Origin of the sequence: Pelagibius sp., from assembly GCF_965249265.1 — a bacterium.
Lineage (GTDB): Bacteria > Pseudomonadota > Alphaproteobacteria > Kiloniellales > Kiloniellaceae > Pelagibius.
Genome location: NZ_OZ252224.1, coordinates 1,647,481 through 1,667,999, shown reverse-complemented (window position 1 = coordinate 1,667,999; position 20,519 = coordinate 1,647,481). Strand labels below are relative to the sequence as shown.

General features: G+C 63.7%; 19 protein-coding genes. 2 read left to right on the top strand and 17 right to left on the bottom strand.

From position 1 onward, the window contains the following. Window positions 1-486: 486 nt before the first annotated feature. From ACP146_RS08030 to ACP146_RS07975, 12 genes are all read right to left on the bottom strand, one after another. Window positions 487-1,437 (bottom strand): OmpA family protein, encoded by a 951-nt coding sequence (locus ACP146_RS08030; RefSeq protein WP_422366239.1) that lies wholly within the window; start codon window positions 1,435-1,437, stop codon window positions 487-489. Window positions 1,438-1,673: 236 nt separating this feature from the next. Further along, window positions 1,674-4,325, bottom strand: coding sequence for a protein kinase domain-containing protein (locus tag ACP146_RS08025; RefSeq protein ID WP_422366238.1), 2,652 nt, complete (start codon window positions 4,323-4,325; stop codon window positions 1,674-1,676). An 85-nt stretch (window positions 4,326-4,410) separates the two neighbouring features. Further along, window positions 4,411-5,205, bottom strand: coding sequence for a PP2C family protein-serine/threonine phosphatase (locus tag ACP146_RS08020; protein ID WP_422366237.1), 795 nt, complete (start codon window positions 5,203-5,205; stop codon window positions 4,411-4,413). A gap of 249 nt (window positions 5,206-5,454) precedes the next feature. Then, entirely contained in the window at window positions 5,455-6,348 is an 894-nt protein-coding gene (locus ACP146_RS08015) for an adenylate/guanylate cyclase domain-containing protein (RefSeq protein ID WP_422366236.1), read from the bottom strand. A 142-nt stretch (window positions 6,349-6,490) separates the two neighbouring features. Then, window positions 6,491-7,093: a 2-hydroxychromene-2-carboxylate isomerase gene (locus ACP146_RS08010; RefSeq protein WP_422366235.1), complete on the bottom strand. Its 603-nt coding sequence runs from the start codon at window positions 7,091-7,093 to the stop codon at window positions 6,491-6,493. Between the two features lie 132 nt (window positions 7,094-7,225). Next, a complete protein-coding gene (locus tag ACP146_RS08005) occupies window positions 7,226-7,864 on the bottom strand; it encodes a hypothetical protein (RefSeq protein ID WP_422366234.1) in 639 nt (212 codons plus the stop codon). 15 nt (window positions 7,865-7,879) lie between these two features. Next, entirely contained in the window at window positions 7,880-9,016 is a 1,137-nt protein-coding gene (locus ACP146_RS08000; RefSeq protein ID WP_422366233.1) for an acyl-CoA dehydrogenase family protein, read from the bottom strand. Beyond that, complete coding sequence (locus tag ACP146_RS07995) at window positions 9,007-9,504, bottom strand: DUF3291 domain-containing protein (RefSeq protein WP_422366232.1); 498 nt, start codon at window positions 9,502-9,504, stop codon at window positions 9,007-9,009. Before ACP146_RS07995 ends, ACP146_RS08000 begins: the two co-directional genes overlap by 10 nt. A gap of 35 nt (window positions 9,505-9,539) precedes the next feature. After that, window positions 9,540-10,220: an SDR family oxidoreductase gene (locus tag ACP146_RS07990; protein ID WP_422366231.1), complete on the bottom strand. Its 681-nt coding sequence runs from the start codon at window positions 10,218-10,220 to the stop codon at window positions 9,540-9,542. Window positions 10,221-10,271: 51 nt separating this feature from the next. Continuing rightward, entirely contained in the window at window positions 10,272-10,451 is a 180-nt protein-coding gene (locus ACP146_RS07985; protein ID WP_422369629.1) for a DUF1272 domain-containing protein, read from the bottom strand. Between the two features lie 226 nt (window positions 10,452-10,677). After that, window positions 10,678-11,850: an isovaleryl-CoA dehydrogenase gene (locus ACP146_RS07980; protein WP_422366230.1), complete on the bottom strand. Its 1,173-nt coding sequence runs from the start codon at window positions 11,848-11,850 to the stop codon at window positions 10,678-10,680. Window positions 11,851-11,943: 93 nt separating this feature from the next. Beyond that, the gene (locus ACP146_RS07975; RefSeq protein ID WP_422366229.1) at window positions 11,944-12,405 is read right to left on the bottom strand and encodes a PaaI family thioesterase; all 462 of its coding nucleotides are present in this window, start codon (window positions 12,403-12,405) and stop codon (window positions 11,944-11,946) included. 211 nt (window positions 12,406-12,616) lie between these two features. Between ACP146_RS07975 and ACP146_RS07970 the strand changes: the two genes are divergently transcribed. Then, window positions 12,617-12,829 carry a hypothetical protein gene (locus ACP146_RS07970; protein WP_422366228.1) on the top strand — a complete coding sequence of 71 codons (213 nt, stop codon included), beginning with the start codon at window positions 12,617-12,619 and terminating at the stop codon, window positions 12,827-12,829. Between the two features lie 40 nt (window positions 12,830-12,869). Here the strand turns inward: ACP146_RS07970 and mgtE are convergent, their stop codons facing one another. Next, window positions 12,870-14,273 (bottom strand): magnesium transporter, encoded by a 1,404-nt coding sequence (gene mgtE / locus ACP146_RS07965; protein ID WP_422366227.1) that lies wholly within the window; start codon window positions 14,271-14,273, stop codon window positions 12,870-12,872. 8 nt (window positions 14,274-14,281) lie between these two features. Further along, entirely contained in the window at window positions 14,282-16,561 is a 2,280-nt protein-coding gene (locus ACP146_RS07960; protein ID WP_422366226.1) for an NADP-dependent malic enzyme, read from the bottom strand. Window positions 16,562-16,750: 189 nt separating this feature from the next. Between ACP146_RS07960 and lipB the strand changes: the two genes are divergently transcribed. Continuing rightward, complete coding sequence (gene lipB / locus ACP146_RS07955; protein ID WP_422366225.1) at window positions 16,751-17,506, top strand: lipoyl(octanoyl) transferase LipB; 756 nt, start codon at window positions 16,751-16,753, stop codon at window positions 17,504-17,506. Here lipB and ACP146_RS07950 read toward each other — a convergent pair. The 3 genes from ACP146_RS07950 to ACP146_RS07940 form a co-directional block, all read right to left on the bottom strand. Further along, on the bottom strand, window positions 17,470-18,534 hold the full coding sequence (locus ACP146_RS07950; RefSeq protein ID WP_422366224.1) for a permease: 1,065 nt from the start codon (window positions 18,532-18,534) through the stop codon (window positions 17,470-17,472). The two genes, lipB and ACP146_RS07950, sit on opposite strands and share 37 nt — an antisense overlap. Before the next feature lie 84 nt (window positions 18,535-18,618). After that, complete coding sequence (locus ACP146_RS07945; protein ID WP_422366223.1) at window positions 18,619-18,945, bottom strand: ArsR/SmtB family transcription factor; 327 nt, start codon at window positions 18,943-18,945, stop codon at window positions 18,619-18,621. A 99-nt stretch (window positions 18,946-19,044) separates the two neighbouring features. Beyond that, window positions 19,045-20,499 (bottom strand): transglycosylase SLT domain-containing protein, encoded by a 1,455-nt coding sequence (locus ACP146_RS07940; protein ID WP_422366222.1) that lies wholly within the window; start codon window positions 20,497-20,499, stop codon window positions 19,045-19,047. Between the last annotated feature and the right edge of the window lie 20 nt (window positions 20,500-20,519).

Sequence of the window (20,519 nt, the reverse complement as noted above, 5' to 3'; positions counted from 1 at the left end):
TCAACTCACCTAAGGTGTTTGATTAACCTCTCGCATTAGTAGTGATTTACGGACAGTAAAGCCGCTCGACTCCTATGCGATTTGACTAGATATGCTCCGGGTCAACCGAAACACAGCGCGACTTTGCATAAGCGGTGCGATAGACAGAGCGCCCGGAAGTATTCTCCGCATTCTTTGTCTGGGCTCGAGGGCTTGGCAGGGCTGCTGTGCAGTCAGCGGATCGGCTCGCAAAGACGAAGCTCTGCATCAATATACGGAACCGGCGATCTCATCACGGCGGCCCTTCAATCCGCTGCCGCATTCCACCGCCTTATGCAGAACGGACGGGAAAGACAGGGGACAAACCGGTCCGAAGGGAAAGCGCCCGGAACAACGCAGAAAAAAGGCCCCTGCGAAATCCGCAGGAGCCTTCGTTCTGACTGTTCTGAGCGCTTAGATCAAAGCACCAGACTTGGCAGTTTACACTGCCTCTGCTGTTCTCTGGTCTTAGTTCAGCTCGATCACGACAGCACGGTTGCCTTCTTCACGCACACCGTCGCCGGTGGGGATGAGAAGCTGCGTTTCACCAACGCCGCGGCCGCTGATCCGCGTCGGATCGACACCGCCGGAAACCAGCTCGTCGATCACCCGGTTAGCCCGACGCTCTGAAAGCGTCTGGTTGTAGGCGATGGCGCCGGAGCTGTCGGCGTGACCGGTGATGTCGATGGAACGGCCCGAGTTGACCAAGGCAGCATTCAGAGCCTCGGAGACGATGGTCCCGTTACCCGGTGCATAGACGGTGCTGTCGAAATCAAACAGCACGATGAACTGGTCGGCGGTCGGGGTCTTGGCCACCATGGCCGGCGCCGGCGTCTGGTAGTCGACATCGGTCAGGGCGAAGTTAGCCTGGGCCTCCACAGCAGCCATGGCCGACTCGAACTCGGCCCGGCAGGCCTCGGCGTCACCGGTACGGCCGTCTTCGGTCGCTTCGATCCAGCAGTCGTACTTGACCTGGGCGAAAGAAGCGTCGGCCGGCGCCACATAGCGGGCACCCATGTCAAAGCCTCTGCGCAGGCGCTCCAGCGCTGCCTGGAAAACGGCAGCCTGCTCTTCGCTCAGCTCCCGATCCATGGGCGCATCCGGCAGAACGACAGAGTTCTTGGCCGCCGTACGGGCCTTGTGATTGAAAAGCTCGCCGTCCACGAAATCCCAGTCGGCGTGCAGCCAAGCGTCAGAGCGATCCTCGGAAAGCTCCGCATAACCCGCCTGGAGGCCCTGATTGAAAGCAATTCCGTTCGCTTCCAAATCCAATCCGCTGCGCGTGTCGAACACGCTACCGAAAGGATGATCCCAGAAATCGGTACCGGGAACGTTGAACGGCGTAATCGCGTGAGCTGGCGCAGCCATGGAAACAATAACGGCCAGGCCGGCGCCAACGATAAATCCCTTCGCCTTCATATCGGCTTTCCCCTTTGATAAATCCCCTGCGATGGATGCCCTGCGCCACTTGCATGACAACCGACAGAATACATGATTAACACATCGAACAGCGGTATAGCCAGATTCTGTGACCGGCGCAAGACAAGCTCTCGCAACAGTTTGAATTACCATGGCTTTGCGACATCGCTGCCACTACCTCGATTTATTCGCGTTTAACGGAAAAACAATCCGAATATTCCCCTATAAGGCGAATATCACTCCTCTGCAGACACCAGTCCGCGGCGTACCAGTCCATCCAGGCGAGACTTGGCTTGCCGGTCGCCCTGTTCGCTCGCCAGCCGGTACCACTTCGCCGCTTCCTGGGGATCCGCGCTGACGCCACGCCCGGTCTCGTAGAGCAGGCCGAGATTAAACTGCGCCTGTTGCAGCCCCTGGGATGCGGCCTCGCGCCACCAGCGCGCCGCCTGGGCAGGATCTCTGCCGACCCCTTCCCCATTCATATAATAAAAGCCGAGATTGGACTGCGCCCGCGCCTCGCCCTGCTCCGCCGCCTGCTTTGTCCAGCGAAAGGCCTCTTCCAAGTCCTTTCTGACCCCCTGGCCCCGATAGTATCTGAGGCCAAGGCTTGCTTGAGCGATGGGGTCACCCGCTTCGGCGACACGCCTCAGGCGATCCATCTCGCTCTCACCGGGCAGGGCCGCCTGCTGCTGGCCCAATGCCTCATTCTGAGAAACCGCCGGCTCGGTCGACCGGGCCGGTGCTGAGCGCTGCTGAGCTACGGCCCTCGCGCGGGCGGCGGCCTCTTCCGCCACCCTGCGTTCCTCAGCGGCGCGGGCGGCTTCCGCTTCGGCGGCCTGCTGTGCTGCTGCCCGCTGTTCTGCGGCCTGCCGTTCAGCCGCCAGACGGGCCGCTTCTTCAGCCCGGGGCGCCTGTGCAGCGCTGGCAAGCCCCGCACGTTGAGCATCGTCGAGATAGCCGGTCGGCTCCAGCCCTGCAACCTGTTGGTAGCGCTCGATCCCAGCACGGGTTCCCGGCCCGAAGCTACCGTCGATACCGCCGGCGTAGTGGCCCAAAGCCCGCAGGTCGCGTTGGATTTCCAACTTCTCGCTGCGCGTTAAGGCCGCTTCCGCCGCAGCCAGGGCCGCCGCGCGCCGTTCAGCTTCGGAAGGCTCCGGCAAGGCAGCGATCTGCGCATCAACGGCCCGGTTATCGGTGGCTTCCTCGTCTGAGGGGGCCGATGCCTCCGCCTGATCAATGGTGCGCTCTTCTGTTTCCTCAGTTACCGCCTCTGCAGTCTCCTCAGCCGCAGCCTGCTGCGTGTCGGCCGGCACCGGCTCCTCGCCTGTATCGACGCCCGCGTCATCGGCCTCCGGCAGAGCTTGCGCAGCAACCGCTTCGGCCGCGTCGGCGATGGCCCCGCCGGCCTCTTCCCCCTGGGCAGCGGTATCCGCAGGCACGCCTTCTTCGGCATCAGGTTGCGGCTCGGCGGCAGGAACCGCCGGCACAGCTGGGGCCGGCGTTTGGACCGCCGCAGTTTCGCTTGGCGATTCTGGCTCCGGCACAGGCTGGCTGTCCGCCTCCTCGGCGACGACAGCGGCCGGCGGTTCATCCGCCGGCGCCGCGATTGTCGGCTCCTCCGGGGCTTGCACGGGGGGTTCCGTGGGGGGGTCCGTGGGAACTTCCGCGGGGGTTTCCACCGGCGCGACCGCCTGGCCGTTCGGCGGCGTGTCGGCCGCCGGCGCGGAAGCTTCCGGCTGCGGCGGCGCGGGCTCGGCGGTATCCACCTGCGCCACTGCCTGCGGCGGGTCCGCAGGCGGCGCCATGTTCTGCCAGGCGAAGTAACCGCCCACCGCCGCCGCGGCAACCCCGGCCGTCACGGCCGGCCACAACCAGCCCCGAGCGCTGCCCCCGGCGGAGGTGGGCCGTGCGGCGGGCTCGGCCGACAGCGGCGCTGCCGGGGCCTGTTGCTTCTGTTCCGGCGCCGCCTGCGGCCCCGCCGAGTCCAGGCGGCTGTCCAGGCCGATGACCTCACGCATGCTCTGAGGGCGGTCAGCCGGATCGGGCTGCAGCATGGCTCCCAGTTCGTTGCGCAGGGATTCGGGAACCGAGCTGAAGTCGGGAATGCGCTTGCGGGCCTCAATGACGGAGACCAGCGATTCGCTGATCTCGCCCATGTTGAGCGCCTTGCCGGTGCCCGCCGTCGCCAGCACGAGGCCGAGACTGTAGATATCCGAGCGGGCATCCACCTGTCCGCCGTAAAGGCCGATCTGCTCCGGCGAGGCATAGGCATAACGGCCGGCGAAGTCGTCGCCGATGATCGTCGTGGCCGAGGAATCCGCCAGCTTGGCGATACCGAAGTCGATGATCTTGGCTTGAGAAAGCTTCCCTTCGCCGAGGATGATGTTGTCCGGCGACATGTCGCGGTGAATCACCCCCTTGTCATGCGCCGCCGCAAGGCCACGGGCCAGGCGATCACGCAGATCGCGAACCTCCTGCGGCGTCAGGGTACCGCCCGTCAGGTACTCGGTCAGCGACGGGCCATCGACGAATTCCATGACCAGATAGACCCGGCCCTCTTCGTCCCGCAACACGCCGTCGTAGCCGACAATCGCATCTTCACGCACCGTGCGCAGCACCGAGGCTTCGCGCCGGAACAACTCCATGATCTTATCGTCGTTGGCCAGATCGGGCCGGACGATCTTGATGGCGTGCTGGGTGCCGATCTCAGTGTGGGTGGTGCGGTAGACCTCACCCATGCCGCCACGGGCAAGCAAAGCCTCCACCCTGTAAGTGAAACTGATCAGGGTGCCCGGCGCGAAAGTTCCGGCGAGGCCGGAATCTCCGCCACCCGTGGAACCGACGCTGCGGGGCCCCTCCCTGCCGCGGTCCGGCGTATCACCGCTCATGGCGCAAATCCTCTTTGCGGCTCCACAATGCCGTCACCTCTTCACCCCCGTAAATACAACCGCAGACACAGCCGGAACCCGATCGTTACGCTGCTGCATTCTTCGGCACCCCGACCAAAATCACGGTAATGTTGTCGCTACCGCCCTCGTCCAAGGCTTTGGCGACAAGTTCATCGACAGCCTGCTGTCCGGACCCGGAGCCGCTGTCCGATCCGTCCATCTCCCGCGAAAGAACCTTCGCGATTTCCGCATCGGCGACTTCAGAGGTCAGGCCGTCGCTGCACAGCAACAGGCCCTGGCCCGGCTCCAGCGAGCCGCTCACCAGATCGGGCGCCGCAGCTGTGCCGTCGGGGCCGCCGAGCACGCGGGTGATCACGCTGCGATGCGGGTGCTGGCGCGCCTCTTCCTCTGTGATGAGTCCGGCATCGACCAGTTCCTGCACCCGCGAGTGATCGTGAGACAGCCGATGCAGGCCGTCGGACCAGAGGTAGGCGCGGGCATCGCCGACCCAGGCGATATGATAGTCGCTACCGGCAAAGCGCGCGGCAACGACGGTCGAGCCCATGCCCTGCTTTCCCTCCCCGGCGACGACGGCATCCAGGATCGACCGATTGGCTTCCGCAATGGCATCTTCCAGGGCGGTGCCGCGCTCGGTCTCCCGCGCCAGGACGTCCACCACGATCGCACTGGCTTTCTCACCGGCCGCGGCGCCGCCCATGCCGTCGGCGACGACCCAGAGCCCCAGGTCGTCGCGAAGGGCGTAGTTGTCTTCATTGTGGCGCCGCACGCGGCCGACATCGCTCAGATGACCAAGCGTCGCGGCCGCCGAGCCTGTCTTGACCGTGCTCGTGGCTCCCCCGTTTCCACCGCTTTGCGACATTACCCCTTCAGTCCCTCACCGCTTTTGGCCGACGGCTTTCGCGCGTCGGGCTCTCCGCAGACCTCGCTGCCTGACCCGACGCCGCATCGTCCGGCGCGCGTCTCAACACGCCAAGACCTGACTCTCCCCGGGAAAGTATGGAACAGGTGCCGGGTGCGGTAAAGCAATCCGCGCAGCAGCAGCGGTTGTGCCTGCGCCAGCCCAGCCCTTTGCCGGTCTCTCTTTTCGCTGTTCCGTAATGTCGCTGTCTCAGGGCAGGCTGAAGCGAATCTCGTCTTCGGCGGCGAGATCGGGCTCGCGGCCCAGAAAGATGCCGCCCCTTCCGCTCAACTGCACCATCTCACGCTTCACATAAGCGATCTCGCCGGTCTCGCTGCGCACATAGGTTCCGTTGGTGCTGTGGTCTTTCAAGAAGACCTTGCCGCGAATGGCCTGGATCGTGGCGTGACGCCGCGAGGCATAGGAGGAATCGACCATCAGATGGCAGTTCTCCTGCCGGCCAACCACGAACTCCGCCATCGGCTCTTCCAGACTGAAGGTCTGCCCGCGATAGGCGATGTCCAGGCGCAGCTTGTCGCCGGCCTCGGCCAGAAGCGGGCCGCGGATGACAGTCGCATTCTCATCTTCGGTCACCACCTCGTAGATCGCCACCGGCTCCTTCTTGCCCTTCATCGCCGCTTTGTCGAGCCAGCGTGTCGAACTGCGGAACGGCGGTGAGAGGCGCACCACCGTATCTTCGGTAACCAGGATCTCGCCGGCCTTGGCAAGATCGGTCACGCGGGCAGCCACGTTTACCGTGTCGCCATAGAAGTCGCCCGAATCCTCGATGACCGGCCCGAAGTGGAAACCGGCATGGATCGAAACCTGGCCCTGCTTGTGGGCGTCACGCATCAGGGTCGCCGCCCGAAACGCTTCGTCCGGAGTTGCAAAGACACACATGACACCGTCGCCGGAGGTCTTCACGGTTCGGCCGCCGGCCATATCCGCCTTGGCATCCAGCACGGTCAAACACTCGGCAGTCAGACGGTGCGCAGTCTCATCGCCGTGAATCTCGTACAGCTTGGTGCTGCCGTCGATATCGGCGAAGAGAACGGCCAGAACCTGACCGTCGTTGTCGGACCCGTCCGAAGACCCGTCGTTCATGAGTTTCTATCAAACCCTTCTGGCAAGCCGTTCAGGCAAGCTCATCGAGAGGAGCGGCTGTCTGCACTGTCTAGCAAAACAAACCGGCCCTGTAGACCCCTTTTCGCAGGTGCACAATAGACGCCGTATCACCAAAGGCAGTCTACCAGCCGCCTCGCTGCAGCCAAAGTGCCACCTGACTCAGACGGTCATGACCCCAGAACGCCTCTCCGTCAACGAGAATAAGGGGTGATCCGAAGACCCCTTTGGCGACCGCCGCCTCCACTTCCTCGCGAAGGCGCTGCTTTACCGCGGGGTCGCTCAGGGCCGCGCTAACCGCCTCGGGATCCAGGCCTTCAGCCGCACAGACGCTCACGACAGCCGCCGGCGAATCGATGTCCCGCCCTTGTCCGAAGGCCTCCCGGTAAAGCGCCTTTGCCAGAGCCACCGCCTTTTCGGGGTCCTGGTCATACATCCAATAGTAGGCGCGCGCCGCCGCTACAGACATGAAGGGAAAGCTGGCCGGCAGCGTAAAAGGCACACCGATCAACCGGGCCGAGCGCTCAAGGTCGTGTCGCGCGTAATCGCCCTTCATCGGAATCCCGAGCAAAGGCTGGCCGCCGGTTTCCTTGAAGACAGCGCCCAGAAGCATCGGCCGCCAGACGACGTCGCGCCCGCCGCACTCGGCGATTGCATTGATCTCCTCGGCGGCGAGATAGCCATAGGGACTGGAGAAATCGAAATAGAACTCGATGGGCTCTGGCATTGTGACGCATCAACCTCCGGCATGGTCTGGCGATCAGCGACTGAAGGGATCGCAGTCGCAGTTAGGACAGGGACCGGTCAGCCGCCAAACGCCGCGACGACCCGTTGACCACAGACCCTGCTGTGGACCGCATTATCCCCCGCCGCCGCCGCATCCGCCATCGCCGTCAACGCCTTCACCACCACCGAAGCAGCCAGGCGCGGAGTTCGAGTCGCCGAGCGCAACGCCGCTCTGCGACTGCCGGTCCGGCCCGCCGACTCCGCGCTCCATGCGTTCCATCGCTCTGACATGACGCGGCCGCAACTCTGCGGTCGTCGACGGCAGTTTCGCCTTTGGCACGTTCGGCACCGGCCAGACATCGTCGGGCGGCGGCGCCCCGAAGATGACGCGGTAATCGATCAGGAACTGCAGGTAGCGCGAGCGCCAACCCGCGCCCTTGGCGGAGCTACCGGGGTGATGATGCACGAAACCGGCTGCATAGGTCTCGCAGAAGACCTGGTATCGCTCGGTATGCAGGACGAAGCAGTGCCAGAGACCGTCGACCGGACCATACATGCCGTAGCCGCGGTGCGGCAGGTGTCCGAGGACAAGGAGAAAGCGAAAGAGCTCGCGCCGCCGCCACTCAGCCGTTGCCGCATCGCAGCCGCTTTCCTGTTGGTAGCTGCTCAGAACCTCAGGGATTGCGAAGCCTTCCGCCGCTTCGGCGGCCGCCAAGATAGCCTCGCGCGCACGCAGTAAGGCAACGGATCTCGGTTTCAGAACGTCGAGCATTGGAGGCGTCTCCGTTCAATCGGCGGCGATCTGGCGGGCGATGATGAGGCGCTGGATGTCGGAGGTGCCTTCGTAGATCTGGCAGACCCGCACATCGCGGTAGATGCGCTCGACGGGAAAGTCGGCGAGGTAGCCGTAGCCACCGTGAATCTGGATGGCGTCGGAACAGACTTTCTCCGCCATCTCAGAGGCCTGAAGCTTGGCCATGGCCGCCTCCTTCAGGCAGGGCCGTCCCGCATCGCGCAGGGCAGCCGCTTCCAGAACCATGAGTTCGGCAGCGTGAATCTGCGTCGCCATGTCGGCCAGGCGAAAAGCGACAGCCTGATGATCGACAAGCGCCTTGCCGAAGGTCTGACGGTCCTTGGCATAGGCCAGCGCCGCCTCATAAGCGGCCCGCGCCATGCCGACCGACTGTGCGGCAATGCCGATCCGGCCGCCTTCGAGATTGGCCAAAGCGATCCTGTAGCCGTCGCCCTCTTCCCCCAACAGCAGGTCGGGCGTGAGCCGGCAATCCTCGAAGACGATCTGGCAAGTGTCGGAGGCCTTCTGGCCCAGTTTCTTCTCGACCGAGGCGACACGATAGCCGTCAGTTCGCGTCGGCACGATGAAGGCCGAGATACCGCGTTTGCCCTTTTCCGGATCGGTGACGGCAAAGACAACGGCAACATCGGCGGTCTCACCGGAGGTTATGAACTGTTTCACGCCGTTCAACACATAATGGTTGCCGTCGCGCTCGGCCCGCGTCTTGATCGCCGCCGCATCGGAGCCGGCCTGCGGTTCCGTCAGGCAGAAGGCGCCGAGCTTCTCGCCTCGCGCCATGGGTTTGAGAAACCGCTCCTTCTGTTCGCCGGAGCCGAACTTTGCAATCGGCATACAGCCGACGGAGTTGTGCACCGACATGATGGTGGAGCAGGAGCCATCACCCGCCGCGACCTCCATCAGGGCCAGCGCGTAGGAAACATGGTCCGTCCCGGCGCCGTCCCATTCCGGCGACACCAGCATGCCCATGAGGCCGAGCTCGCCCATAGCCGCAACGGCCTCCTTGGGAAAGCGGGCCTCGCGGTCCCAGGCGGCCGCCTGCGGCGCCAACTGTTCGTGTGCGAACTGGCGCGCTGTATCGCGGATCAGGCTTTGCTCTTCGTTCAGAAGCATGGTTCGGCCGTCCGCACCAGCGCCGCACGATCCATCGGCTGCCCCGCAGCGTCAAAAGCCGTCTTGAAGACAAAAGCCTCTGGCGTCGGCCCGCAGCGGTCGAGCAAGGCGACCCGCTGCAGTCCGGCCTCAATGCTGGGAATGGTGCCGGCCGGCAGCCACCACAGCGCCATAAAGGCGCCGCCGGGCTTCTCGAACCATCGGCGCCGCTGCGCCATCACCTGAGTGTGGCTGGATTTGTAGACATAGGCGAAGAGTGACTCTAAGTCCCGCCACACCGACATGTTGACGATGAATTGCGGATCCGGCGACGTCTGAATGTCGGTGGCATTGCCGCTTTCGCTCTGCAGCCGCCAGACGAAACCGCGACTCCGTTCGGCAAGAGCATTGATATCTTCCAGACGCTCGACAAAGCCGGCAATCGCGGGGTCGTCGATCGGTGCGATCAGTCGGCCAACGTTGATCTGCGCCAGATGAAATGCCGTCATCTCCTGTTTCCCGGCCCTGTTTCCCAGCCTTCGCCTCACCAGTCGATTTCGCTGCCATCGTAGTTGAAGAATTTGCCGTTGTCCTCGGTGGTCAGCCCGGCAATGACCTTGCGCATGCCGACGATGGATTCATCGGAGGGAATGTCCGCTTCCTCGCCACCCATGTCGGTCTGAACCCATCCGGGGTGAAAGGAGACAACCGTGAACCCTTTCGGGCCGAGGTCAGCGGAGAGCCCCTTGGTGACCATGTTCAAAGCCGCTTTGGAACTGCGATAGGCATAGGACCCGCCGGTGCCCGTTGAGGCGATGGAGCCCATACGGCTCGAAATATTGACGATGGTCTTTCTCTCGCCCTTTTCGAGCATGCCGACGAAACGCTCTGCCATGCGCAGAGGCGCCAGGGTGTTGACGCTCAACGTCGTCGCCCAGTCGTCGAAATCGGTTTCGCCGAAGTCGGCGCGGGAACCGTAGATCCCGGCATTGTTGATCAGCAGGTCCAGGGGCTCTTCGGCAAGGCTGCGCGCCAGGCTGGCGACTTTCAGTCCATTGGTGACATCCAGCTTGTGGCAGACGACATCGCCCTCCAGCGCCTTTACGCTCTTGGCCTTCTCGACGTTGCGCGCGCAGGCGTGGACTCGCCAACCCTCGGCCGCGAAACTGCGCACAAACTCCAAGCCGAGACCACGATTGGCACCGGTAATCAATACTGTCGGCAAACTGCTCTCCCAAAAGAACTCAAAAGGATTGGATCCGCAGCATCTGCGTCGTTACGCAAACATCGGTCCGGCATCGCGCCGCGGCCTTGCGACCAATTCCCCGCCACAGTTCGGGCAAAGCGATGCCAAGGCTTTTGCGCAGGTCGGGCAGAAAGTGCATTCGTAGCTGCAGATATAGACTTCCCCATCCATCGCGAGTCCGTTCTCGCAACGCTCGCAGGCCGGTTTCATCGCCAGGGCCATCGCTTTCTCCTCAAACCCTAGAGAACATCACTTGGCCGGATGAAACAACACCCGAAGGGGTAATCCCTTTTTGGCGAGATTCGCCCGCCCTCCCACAGAGCTTCCTAATCATTACCACTAGTTTCAGGCGTGTTTACAAGGAAACCAAAGGCGCACCGACGGTCGCCCGCGGGCGGCATCAGCGCCCCTGTCGCCACGATTGGCCGCTGAAGGCCTACTTGGTTTCGTTGAACAACTCGCGGCCGATCAGCATACGGCGAATTTCGCTGGTGCCCGCCCCGATCTCATAGAGCTTGGCATCCCGCAGCAGTCTTCCGGCCGGATACTCATTGATGTAACCGTTGCCGCCCAGGGTCTGGATCGTCTCCAAGGCCATCCAGGTGGCTTTCTCCGCTGCATAGAGTATCGCCCCGGCGGCATCCTTGCGGGTCGTCTCTCCGCGGTCGCAGGCCTTGGCGACCGCATAGACGTAGGCTTTGGCCGCATTCATCGTGGTGTACATGTCGGCGATCTTACCCTGCATCAGTTGGAACTCGCCAATGGCCTGGCCGAACTGTTTGCGCTCGTGGATGTAGGGCACCACCAGATCCATGCAGGACTGCATGATACCGGTCGGCCCGGCAGCCAGCACGACACGTTCGTAGTCCAGACCGCTCATCAGGACGTTGACGCCCTTGCCAAGCGCGCCCAGCACGTTCTCCTCCGGCACCTCGCAATCCTCGAAGACCAATTCACCGGTGGGCGACCCGCGCATACCCAGCTTGTCGAGTTTCTGGGCAATGGAGAATCCTTTGAAGTCCTTCTCCACCAGAAAGGCGGTAATGCCCTTGGGTCCTGCGTCCGGGTCCGTCTTGGCGTAGATCACCAGGGTATCGGCCTCGTCGCAGTTGGTGATCCACATCTTGTTGCCGTTCAGCACATAGCGGTCGCCTTTCTTGTCGGCGCGGGTGCGCATGCCGACCACGTCGGAGCCGGCGCCGGGCTCGCTCATCGCCAGAGCGCCGACGTGCTCGCCGGAAACCAGCTTGGGCAGGTAGCGGCTCTTTTGGTCATCGGTTCCGTTGCGGCGGATCTGATTGATGCAGAGGTTGGAATGGGCGCCGTAGCTGAGCCCGACGGAAGCCGACGCACGGCTCACCTCCTCCATGGCAACGCAGTGCTCCAGGTATCCCATACCGGCGCCGCCGTACTCCTCCTCCACCGTCATGCCGTGCAGACCAAGGGCACCCATCTTGGGCCAGAGCTGGCGCGGAAAGGAATCGGTGCGGTCGATTTCCTCAGCCAGTGGCGCGATTTCCTCCGAGGCGAAGCTCATCACCGTATCGCGCAGCATGTCGGCCGTTTCGCCGAGATCGAAGTTGAGGCCGGGAAGCTGGTTGGGAATCATCTTGGGGTTCGCCGATCTGGTTTCCGTTCAAATACTACTTTAGGCCGCCGGGCCGTGACCCGAAAGGATCAATGGCCAGCCAGATCCGCCAGGTTAGCCCGCCTGCGACATGTCGCTGCGGCCCTGCAGGCACATCAGGGTCTGCAACATATGGGCGCAGGTCTTGACGCCGCCGTCCTTGACCACAACCACCTCGGCCTCGGTCACGGTCAGGGTGCGGCCGGGTTTGATGACCCGGCCGGTAGCGCGCAGCAGATCCCCATCGGCCGGCGCCAGCAGGTTCATCTTGAACTCTACCGTCAGCACTGAAGCGTCGGCGGGAAACAGGCTGAATCCGGCGTAGCCGCCGGCGGAATCGGCGATGGTGCTGGTGACCCCGGCGTGAAAAAAGCCGTGCTGCTGGCAGAGGTCAGGGCGGAACGGCAGCTCGATCTCCACCTCCCCCGGCTCGACCCTGGTCAGCCGCGCGCCCAGCAGGTCCATGATGCTCTGGCGGGCAAAACTGCCGCGCACCCGCTCGGCAAAGTCTGTGTCTGATGGCGCTAGGCCGGTCATTGCGGAAAGCCCCCCTGGTTGATACCCGTATCGCGGACGGCGGCGATCCGCCCTACTGTGTCTCGTACCATAGCCGTCTCTGGCGACTTGCGAAGCCCCCCCTTGAAGAGCGATATTGCTCCCAACCCGAGTTTGGCGGCGCCGGAAGAACGGCCCCGAGAGGACGGAGTTGCCGGAGAGCCGGCCCCCTGGATGGTGTGGACCGAAAGACATGACGCGATTTGCGAAGATCACTGGGATTTCCCTGGCCCTGGCGGTGATGGGTCTGACCGCGGCCTGTGAGACGGCCGCCGAAAGGGCGGCGCGCGAGGAACGCGAGGCCTATGTCGAGTCCCTTGATGTCGAGGAACTCAAAGAGAGCCTGGAGACGGTCAACCCTGACCCCTACGCCAACAGAAGATTTAAGCGGGTCAGAGACAACTGATCGCGCCGGCTGCGTCGTAAGGGGCCATCCCTTTCCTGTTTCAGGCGAGAAACAGGGTCGCCAGGCCGAGAAAGGCGAAAAACCCGATCACGTCGGTGACCGTGGTGAGCAAGACGCTGGAAGCGACCGCCGGATCGACGCCCAGCTTTTCCAGGCCGAGCGGCACCAGTGCGCCGGAGAGCGCCGCAACCACGAGGTTGATCACCATGGCCGCGCCGATGATCACCCCGATCATCGGTGCATCGAACCAGAACCAGGCCAGGGCACCGGCCAGGATGGCGAACATGAGGCCGTTGGCCAGGCCGACCAGCACCTCCTTGCCGACGAAGCGCCAGGCATTGCCGGCTGACAGGTCACGCATCGCCAAGGCGCGGACCGCCACCGTCAAGGTCTGGGTACCGGCATTCCCGCCCATCGAAGCCACAATGGGCATCAGCACCGCCAAGGCGACAATCCGATCGATCGTGTCCTCGAAAACGGCGATCACGACGGAAGCGGCGACAGCGGTGAAAAGATTGATCAACAGCCAGGAAAAACGCGACCGCGTGGTGTCCAGCACCGCACTGTAAAGATCGGTCTCCTGCACACCGGCGAGCTTCAGCAGGTCCTCCTCGGCCTCTTCATCGATGATGTGGACCACGTCATCGACCGTCACCACACCGACCAGGCGTCCGGCAGCATCCACGACCGGCGCCGATACCAGACCGTATTGGCGGAACAGATAGGCGACCTCTTCCTGATCCATCTCGATGGGCACGACCTTCATATCGTCGGTCATGATTTCGGTCAGGGGAACCGGGCGCTTTGTCCGCATGGCGCGGCTGAGAGGGACGAAACCGATCGGCTGGTGCTTCGGATCGACGATATAGAGATCATAGAAGTCGTCCGGCAGATCCTTGGCGGAGCGCATGTAGTCGATGGTCTGTCCGACCGTCCAGGCGGAGGGCACGGCCAGAAGCTCGCGCTGCATGATGCGGCCGGCGGAATCTTCGGGGAAGCTGAGGCTTTCCTCCAGCGCCAGGCGTTCGGCCTGCGGCAGGGCTTCGAGAACCTCACGCCGTGCCTCTTCGTCGAGGTCCTCGACAATGTCAACGGCATCATCGCTGTCCAGATCCGACAGGGAGTCCGCCAACTGGCGCGGCTCCATCGTCTCGATGAGCTCTTCCCGCAAAGAGGTATCGAGGTGCGTCAGGACCTCCAGGTCGAAGTCATCCTGCAGAATCCTGATCAACTGCGGGCGATCGTCTCGGTCCAGATTCTCAAGCAGGTCGGCCAGATCGGCTTCGTGCAGATCAACGGCAATGCGCCGCACCTCGGCAGCATCTTCGGCTTCGAGCGCCTCGGAAACGGCACGGACAAGCTCTGCGGAAATGCCGTAGCTGTCGGGCTGCACTTCCGGCAGCCAGGGGTCGCTGTCGTCGCGTTCGGGCGGCGTCTCTGCCATGGGCGGCCCTATTCTTGTGTCGAACGATCCTGTGCGTCGGCAACTGCGATCGCGCTCATGTTCACAATACCACGAGCGGTGACCGAGGGGGTGAGCACATGGGCCGGCGCAGCGGTGCCGATGAGAATGGGTCCGACCGAGAGGCCTTCACCCAAGGCCTTCACCATATTAAAGGCGATGTTCGCGGCATCCAGCGTCGGCATGACCAGCAGGTTGGCGGTGCCGGCCATTTTGGAGTTGGGGAACACGCGCTCGCGGATGGCCTCCGACAAAGCCGAGTCCGCATGCATTTCGCCCTCGACTTCAAGATCGGGGTACTTGCGATGCAGGATCGCAAGCGCTTCCCTCATCTTCTTTGCCGAGGCCGTATCGGCGGAGCCGAAGTTGGAGTGCGAGAGCAGCGCCACTTTCGGCTGAAGTCCAAAACGGCGGACATGATGAGACGCCAGAACGGTCATCTCCGCCAGTTCCTCGGCGGTCGGATCGGGCGTCACATAGGTGTCGACGATGAAGAAGGACCCGCTCGGTAGAATGACCAGGCTGATGGCGGAGAAATCGTGAACCTCTTCGGAGCGGCCGAGTACACCGCCGACATGATCGAGGTGTCGTTTGTAGCGTCCGGTGGTTCCACAGATCATCGCATCCGCATCGCCGAGCTTCACCGCCAAAGCGGCGATGACCGTGGAGCGGGTTCGCACGATCTCCCTTGCCGCCTCCGGCGACACGCCCTTGCGCTCCATCAAGGCGTGATAGGTCTGCCAGTAGGTGCGGAAGCGTGGATCGTCCTGCGGATTGATCAGCGGCACATCCTCGCCCGGACGGATGCGCAGGCCGAGGCGCTTGGCGCGCACTTCGACCACTTCGGGCCGCCCGACCAGGATCGGCTGAGCCAGCCCTTCATCGATGACGACCTGTACTGCGCGCAGCACCCGCTCGTCCTCGCCCTCGGCATAGATCACCCGCTTGGGGTTCTCCTTCGCGCGCTGGAAGATCGGCTTCATAATCAGGCCGGAGCGGAAGACGAAACGCTGCAGGTTCTGACAGTAGGCCTCGAAGTCCTCGATCGGCCGCATCGCCACACCGCTGTCCATGGCCGCGCGCGCCACCGCCGGGGCGATCTCCAGGATCAGCCGCGGATCGAAGGGGCTGGGGATCAGGTAATCGGGCCCGAAACTGCGTTCTTCCCCGCCCATGGCCTTGGCGACCACATCACTCTGCTCCTTCATGGCGAGATCGGCGATGGCCTTGACGCAGGCCAGCTTCATCTCCTCATTGATGGTCGTCGCGCCGACGTCGAGAGCGCCGCGAAAGATATAGGGAAAGCAGAGAACGTTGTTCACCTGATTTGGAAAGTCGGAACGGCCGGTGGCGATGATCGCATCGGGCCTCGCCTCCCGCGCTTCCTCCGGCATGATCTCCGGGGTCGGATTGGCCAGCGCCATGATGATCGGCTTGTCGGCCATCTGCTTCACCATTTCCGGCTTCAGAACGCCGGGCGCGGAAAGCCCCATGAACACATCGGCGCCGGCGATCACGTCACCAAGGCTGCGGGCATCGGTGGGCTGGGCATAGATGGACTTCCACTGATCCATCTGCTCTTCACGCCCCTCATAAACCACGCCGACGATGTCGGTGACCCAGATGTTCTCGCGCTTCACGCCGAGAGAGACTAACTGGTTGAGGCAGGCCAAAGCCGCGGCGCCGGCGCCGGAAGTTACCAGCTTAACCTCGCCGATATCCTTGCCGACCAGGCGCAGGCCGTTGTAGATCGCCGCGGCAACGATAATCGCCGTACCGTGCTGATCGTCATGAAACACCGGAATGTTCATGCGCTCGCGCAGCGCGGCCTCGATCACGAAGCACTCCGGCGCCTTGATGTCCTCCAGATTGATGCCGCCGAAGGTCGGCTCCAGCGCCGCAACCACATCGATGAAACGATCCGGGTCCAGGGCGTCCAGTTCGATATCGAAAACATCAATACCGGCGAACTTCTTGAAGAGGACCGCCTTGCCCTCCATCACCGGCTTGGAGGCAAGCGGCCCGATGGCGCCCAGACCCAGAACCGCGGTGCCGTTGGTGACCACACCCACCAGGTTGCCGCGGGCCGTCAGCGACGAGGCTTCGGCCGGGTCTTCCGCGATGGCTTCGCAGGCGGCAGCGACCCCGGGCGAATAAGCCAAAGCAAGATCGCGCTGGGTGCTGAGGGGTTTGGTGGCTGAGATCTCCAGCTTGCCGGGCTTCGGGTGACGGTGATAGGCCAAGGCCGCCTCGCGAAGATCCTTTGCCATACCGTCCCCCATATCGTTTTTCTTGCTTGTCGACCCTAAGCCCGGCAGCCGCGCAGCGCGGCCCCCGGCAACGCTCAGAAGATGACCGCCGCCGCGCCCGAGCGCAAGTGTCTTGGGGCAGCCGGGCGGGCGGTGCGGAGACGCGGAAACTGATGGTATTTCCGGCGCTAGCGGCTATCTTCTGCAATCATGGATGCGCAAGCGACGATCCCGCCGGCAGCCCCGGTGCAGCCTCCCCTCGAGTGGCGGGTGGAGCCGGGCCTGACCGCCTATCCCGACGCCGTGGCGTTTATGGAGCGGCGCGTCGCGGCGATCCGCGACGCGGGCGCGGCGGAACTGATCTGGCTGGTCGAGCATCCGCCGCTCTACACAGCCGGAACCTCGTCGCGACGCGAAGACCTGCTGGAGCCCGACCGCTTTCCGGTGTTCGAGACAGGGCGCGGCGGCGAGTTCACCTACCACGGGCCCGGCCAGCGCGTCGTCTACGTGATGCTGGACCTGAAACGCCGCGGGCCCGACCTGCGCCGTTTCGTCCATGATCTGGAAGAATGGATCATCCGCAGCCTGGCCCGCTTTTCGGTGACCGGGGAGCGGCGCGACGGCCGCGTCGGCATCTGGGTCGCACGCGGCAGCGGGCCGTTAGGGCCGCGCGAAGACAAGATCGCGGCCATCGGCGTGCGCATCCGCCGCTGGGTCACCTACCACGGCCTCGCCATCAACGTGGAGCCGAACCTGGACCACTTCAGCGGCATCGTGCCCTGCGGCATCGCCGAACATGGCGTCACCTCGCTGGTCGATCTCGGCCTGCCGGTCGGTATGGCCGACCTCGACGCCGCCCTGCTCGGCAACGTCGAGGAGCTCTTTGGCCCCGCTCAACCCAGTCTGCCGGATCAGCCCGGTAGGCCGCTTCAGAACGTCAAGCCGGTCACCGACAAAGCCGTCTGAACGGCGACACCGACAACCAGCGATCCCAGCAGCGCCACGGCGAGATACCAGAAAAAGACGGCACGGCGCACCACCGCGAAGACCGCCATGGCGGCCGGCAGACTGGTCACGCCACCGGCGATGAGGAAGGTGAGAGCGGCGCCCGGCGCCATGCCCATCGCCATCAACTCACCGATCAGCGGGATCGCCGCAAAGCCGTTCAGATAGGCCGGCACGCCGACCACCACAGCCAGGGGGATCGCCTGCCAGCCGTCGCCACCCAGGGTGCTGGCGACAAGGCTGGCAGGGACCCAGGCCACCATCAGGCTCTCCAGGGCGAAAGCCAACAGCAGCCACTTGCTGAGGAACAGTGCCGTCGAACGCGCCTCGGCGACAAAGGCCCGACGACGCGGCGCTTCATCCCAGAAGGCCCAGCGCAGGCTGCCCTCCGGCAGGCTGGGGCTGCCGCAACCGCCGCAGCCGATCGCCGCCTTCAAAGGCTCGGCGAAGAAACCGGCGCGCTGCAGAGCCAGCGTTGTGAAGCCTGCGGCAAGGCCCAGCCCCATCGCCGCCACCGTCTTCGCCAGGGTAAAGGGCAGGCCCAGGGTCGCCGCCATCAGAATGAACTGCTCCGGATCCATCAACGGCGAGGCAACGCAGAAAGCGAGGACCGGCGCCAAGGGAACACGGGCGAGCAGCAGCGCCGCCATCAAGGGAACCACCCCGCAGGAACAGAACGGCGAGATGGCGCCGGCCAGGGAAGCAATGACGATTGCCGTCGGCGCGGCACGACTGGCGACGCCGGCGATCAGGCTGTCTGCCCCCGCCGCCTTCAGCCAGGCAGCCAGAGCCACAGACAACAGAAGGAAAGGCAGCAGCCAGAGAAAGGCATCAACCATGAACGCCAGGCTGTCCAGTGCCTGGGCGGGCACAGCCAGCGCCAGAGCGGCGAAGAGCAGTATCAACGCCAGCCAGACCCGATCAACACGGCGGATCAGGCCGTCCTGACCAAAAACCGCACCGGACATCGCGGAAACCAGGCTTGCCATGGGATCTGTCCTTTCAAGAATTACCTTCGACCCTTCCGGGATCATCGAACTATTTGAGCAAAAAAAGGGCGCCAGCTCTCCGGCTCAGCCGGCCTCGCGCCGCCCCTCTTTCTCTGCCGGTTTGTCCACCAGCATGCAGCATTCGGCGGTCAGGAAATCAATCAGACCGTCCATCAACGAGAAATCCGGCCGGCAAATCAGTTGCCGCCCCTGACGCTCCTGGGTCACCAGGCCCGCATTCACCAGATGCGCGACATGATGCGAGAGGGTCGAGGCGGGCACCTCCAAATGCTCCTGGATTTCGCCGACGGGAAGCCCTTCGGGCCCGGCCCGAACCAGAAGGCGGAAGACCTCCAGCCGGATCGGATTACCGAGCTTCTCAAGACAACGGGCAGCCTGATTCAATTCCATGCCGAAAGGCTAAGCGATCCAACCCGAGGAGTCAACGATATTTCTAGAATTATGGAAATGATAGATGAAGGCAGCGGCGCCCGGTTCCTGTTGCGGGACCTATTGACTGCTGAAGATGGCCCGGCGTGATTCCGCGATCTCGGTGCTGAGGGCGTAGGCCACCGAGTATTTGAAGATGTTGCGGACGTAGATAACGGGTTCGCGGCTGATCGCCTTGCCCGCGGCGATCTCCACATTGCCGAACCAGACATCGGGATTCAGCCCCATCTTCCCGGCCCTCTTGCGCGCCCGGGCAAGGTTGCCCGGCCCCGCGTTATAAGCGGCAAAGGAAAACAGCACCCGGTCCAGCGGGGCGATCTCCTCGCCCGAGAAGTAACGGTCCCTCAGAAAACGCAGGTACTTAACGCCTGCGTGGACATTGTTCTCCGCCTTGGTGATGTCGGGGATCGCGACATTCGGATCCCGGGCCGTCGTCGGCAGCAGTTGCATGATGCCGATAGCCCCGGCCGGGCTGCGCTTCGACTGATCGAGGCCGGACTCCTGAAATCCCTGGGCGAGGATCATGATCCAATCGAAGTCGTACTGCCCGGCGTAGTCGCGGATCAGCGCCGCCACCTCCAGGGCCCGTGCCCGGGCCTCACGGGAGTCGACCCGCTCGACCCAGTCGGATGATTGCAGATAGCGTTTGTCCAGGATATTGCCCAGCAGTGAGCCCTTGCGAATGGTGGCGACGAAGCCGTTGATCAGCGTCATCAGCTCCGGCGATTCCTTACGCAAAGCCCAGGCGATCTGCCTACCCTCGGCCAGTACCAAGCCGCCATGCAACACGGTTCTGTCGAAAACCTGCGCCCAGAGGGCCGCCTTATGGTCGTCGACCGGGATCGCTTCAATGATGCCGGCCTGCACCATCTCCAGCAGGTCGTAATCTTCCAGCACCTCATCGACCTCGACGAGCGGTATCGCCCGTTTGCCCTCTGCTTCGCGCGCCGCGTTCAGGGCCTGCACATGACCGTAGTAGCTGCTGGAGCGGCGCAGATGCAGGCCGACTTCGGCCAGATCATCAAAGCTGGCGATATCACCCGCTGCCGGGCCGGAAACGATGATTTCGGCGACGCCTTTGCGTGTCGGCTTTGAGAAAGCGACGCTGTCGGCGCGTTCCGGCGTGATCGTCAGGTTGGCGGCGGCGATGTCGGCCTGCCCCTCGACCACCGCCGGCAACAGGCGGTCACGCGCCAGAGGCATCAGGATCACGTCGATGCGCTGCTTCAGCTTTTTGCGCAGATAGGCCTCGAGCTCCCGCTCGATCTCCGCAGCCACGCCGATCCGCGCTTCGCCGTCATAGGCAAGGAAAAGCGGATTGTGCGGGATCGCCATGCGCAGGAAGCCGCGCTTCTTGATACCGGCGAGATCGCCGGTCCAGGGCTTCAGGGCCGTTTCGATCAGCGCGTCCGGATCGCCCTCGGCATCGGCCAGGGCCGAGGGCGCGGGCAGCAGCAGGGACAGCAGCAAGGCGGCAATCAGCAGCCGGCCTTGTCCACTCGTCCCTCTCCGCATCCTCAGGTGCACTTTAAGAA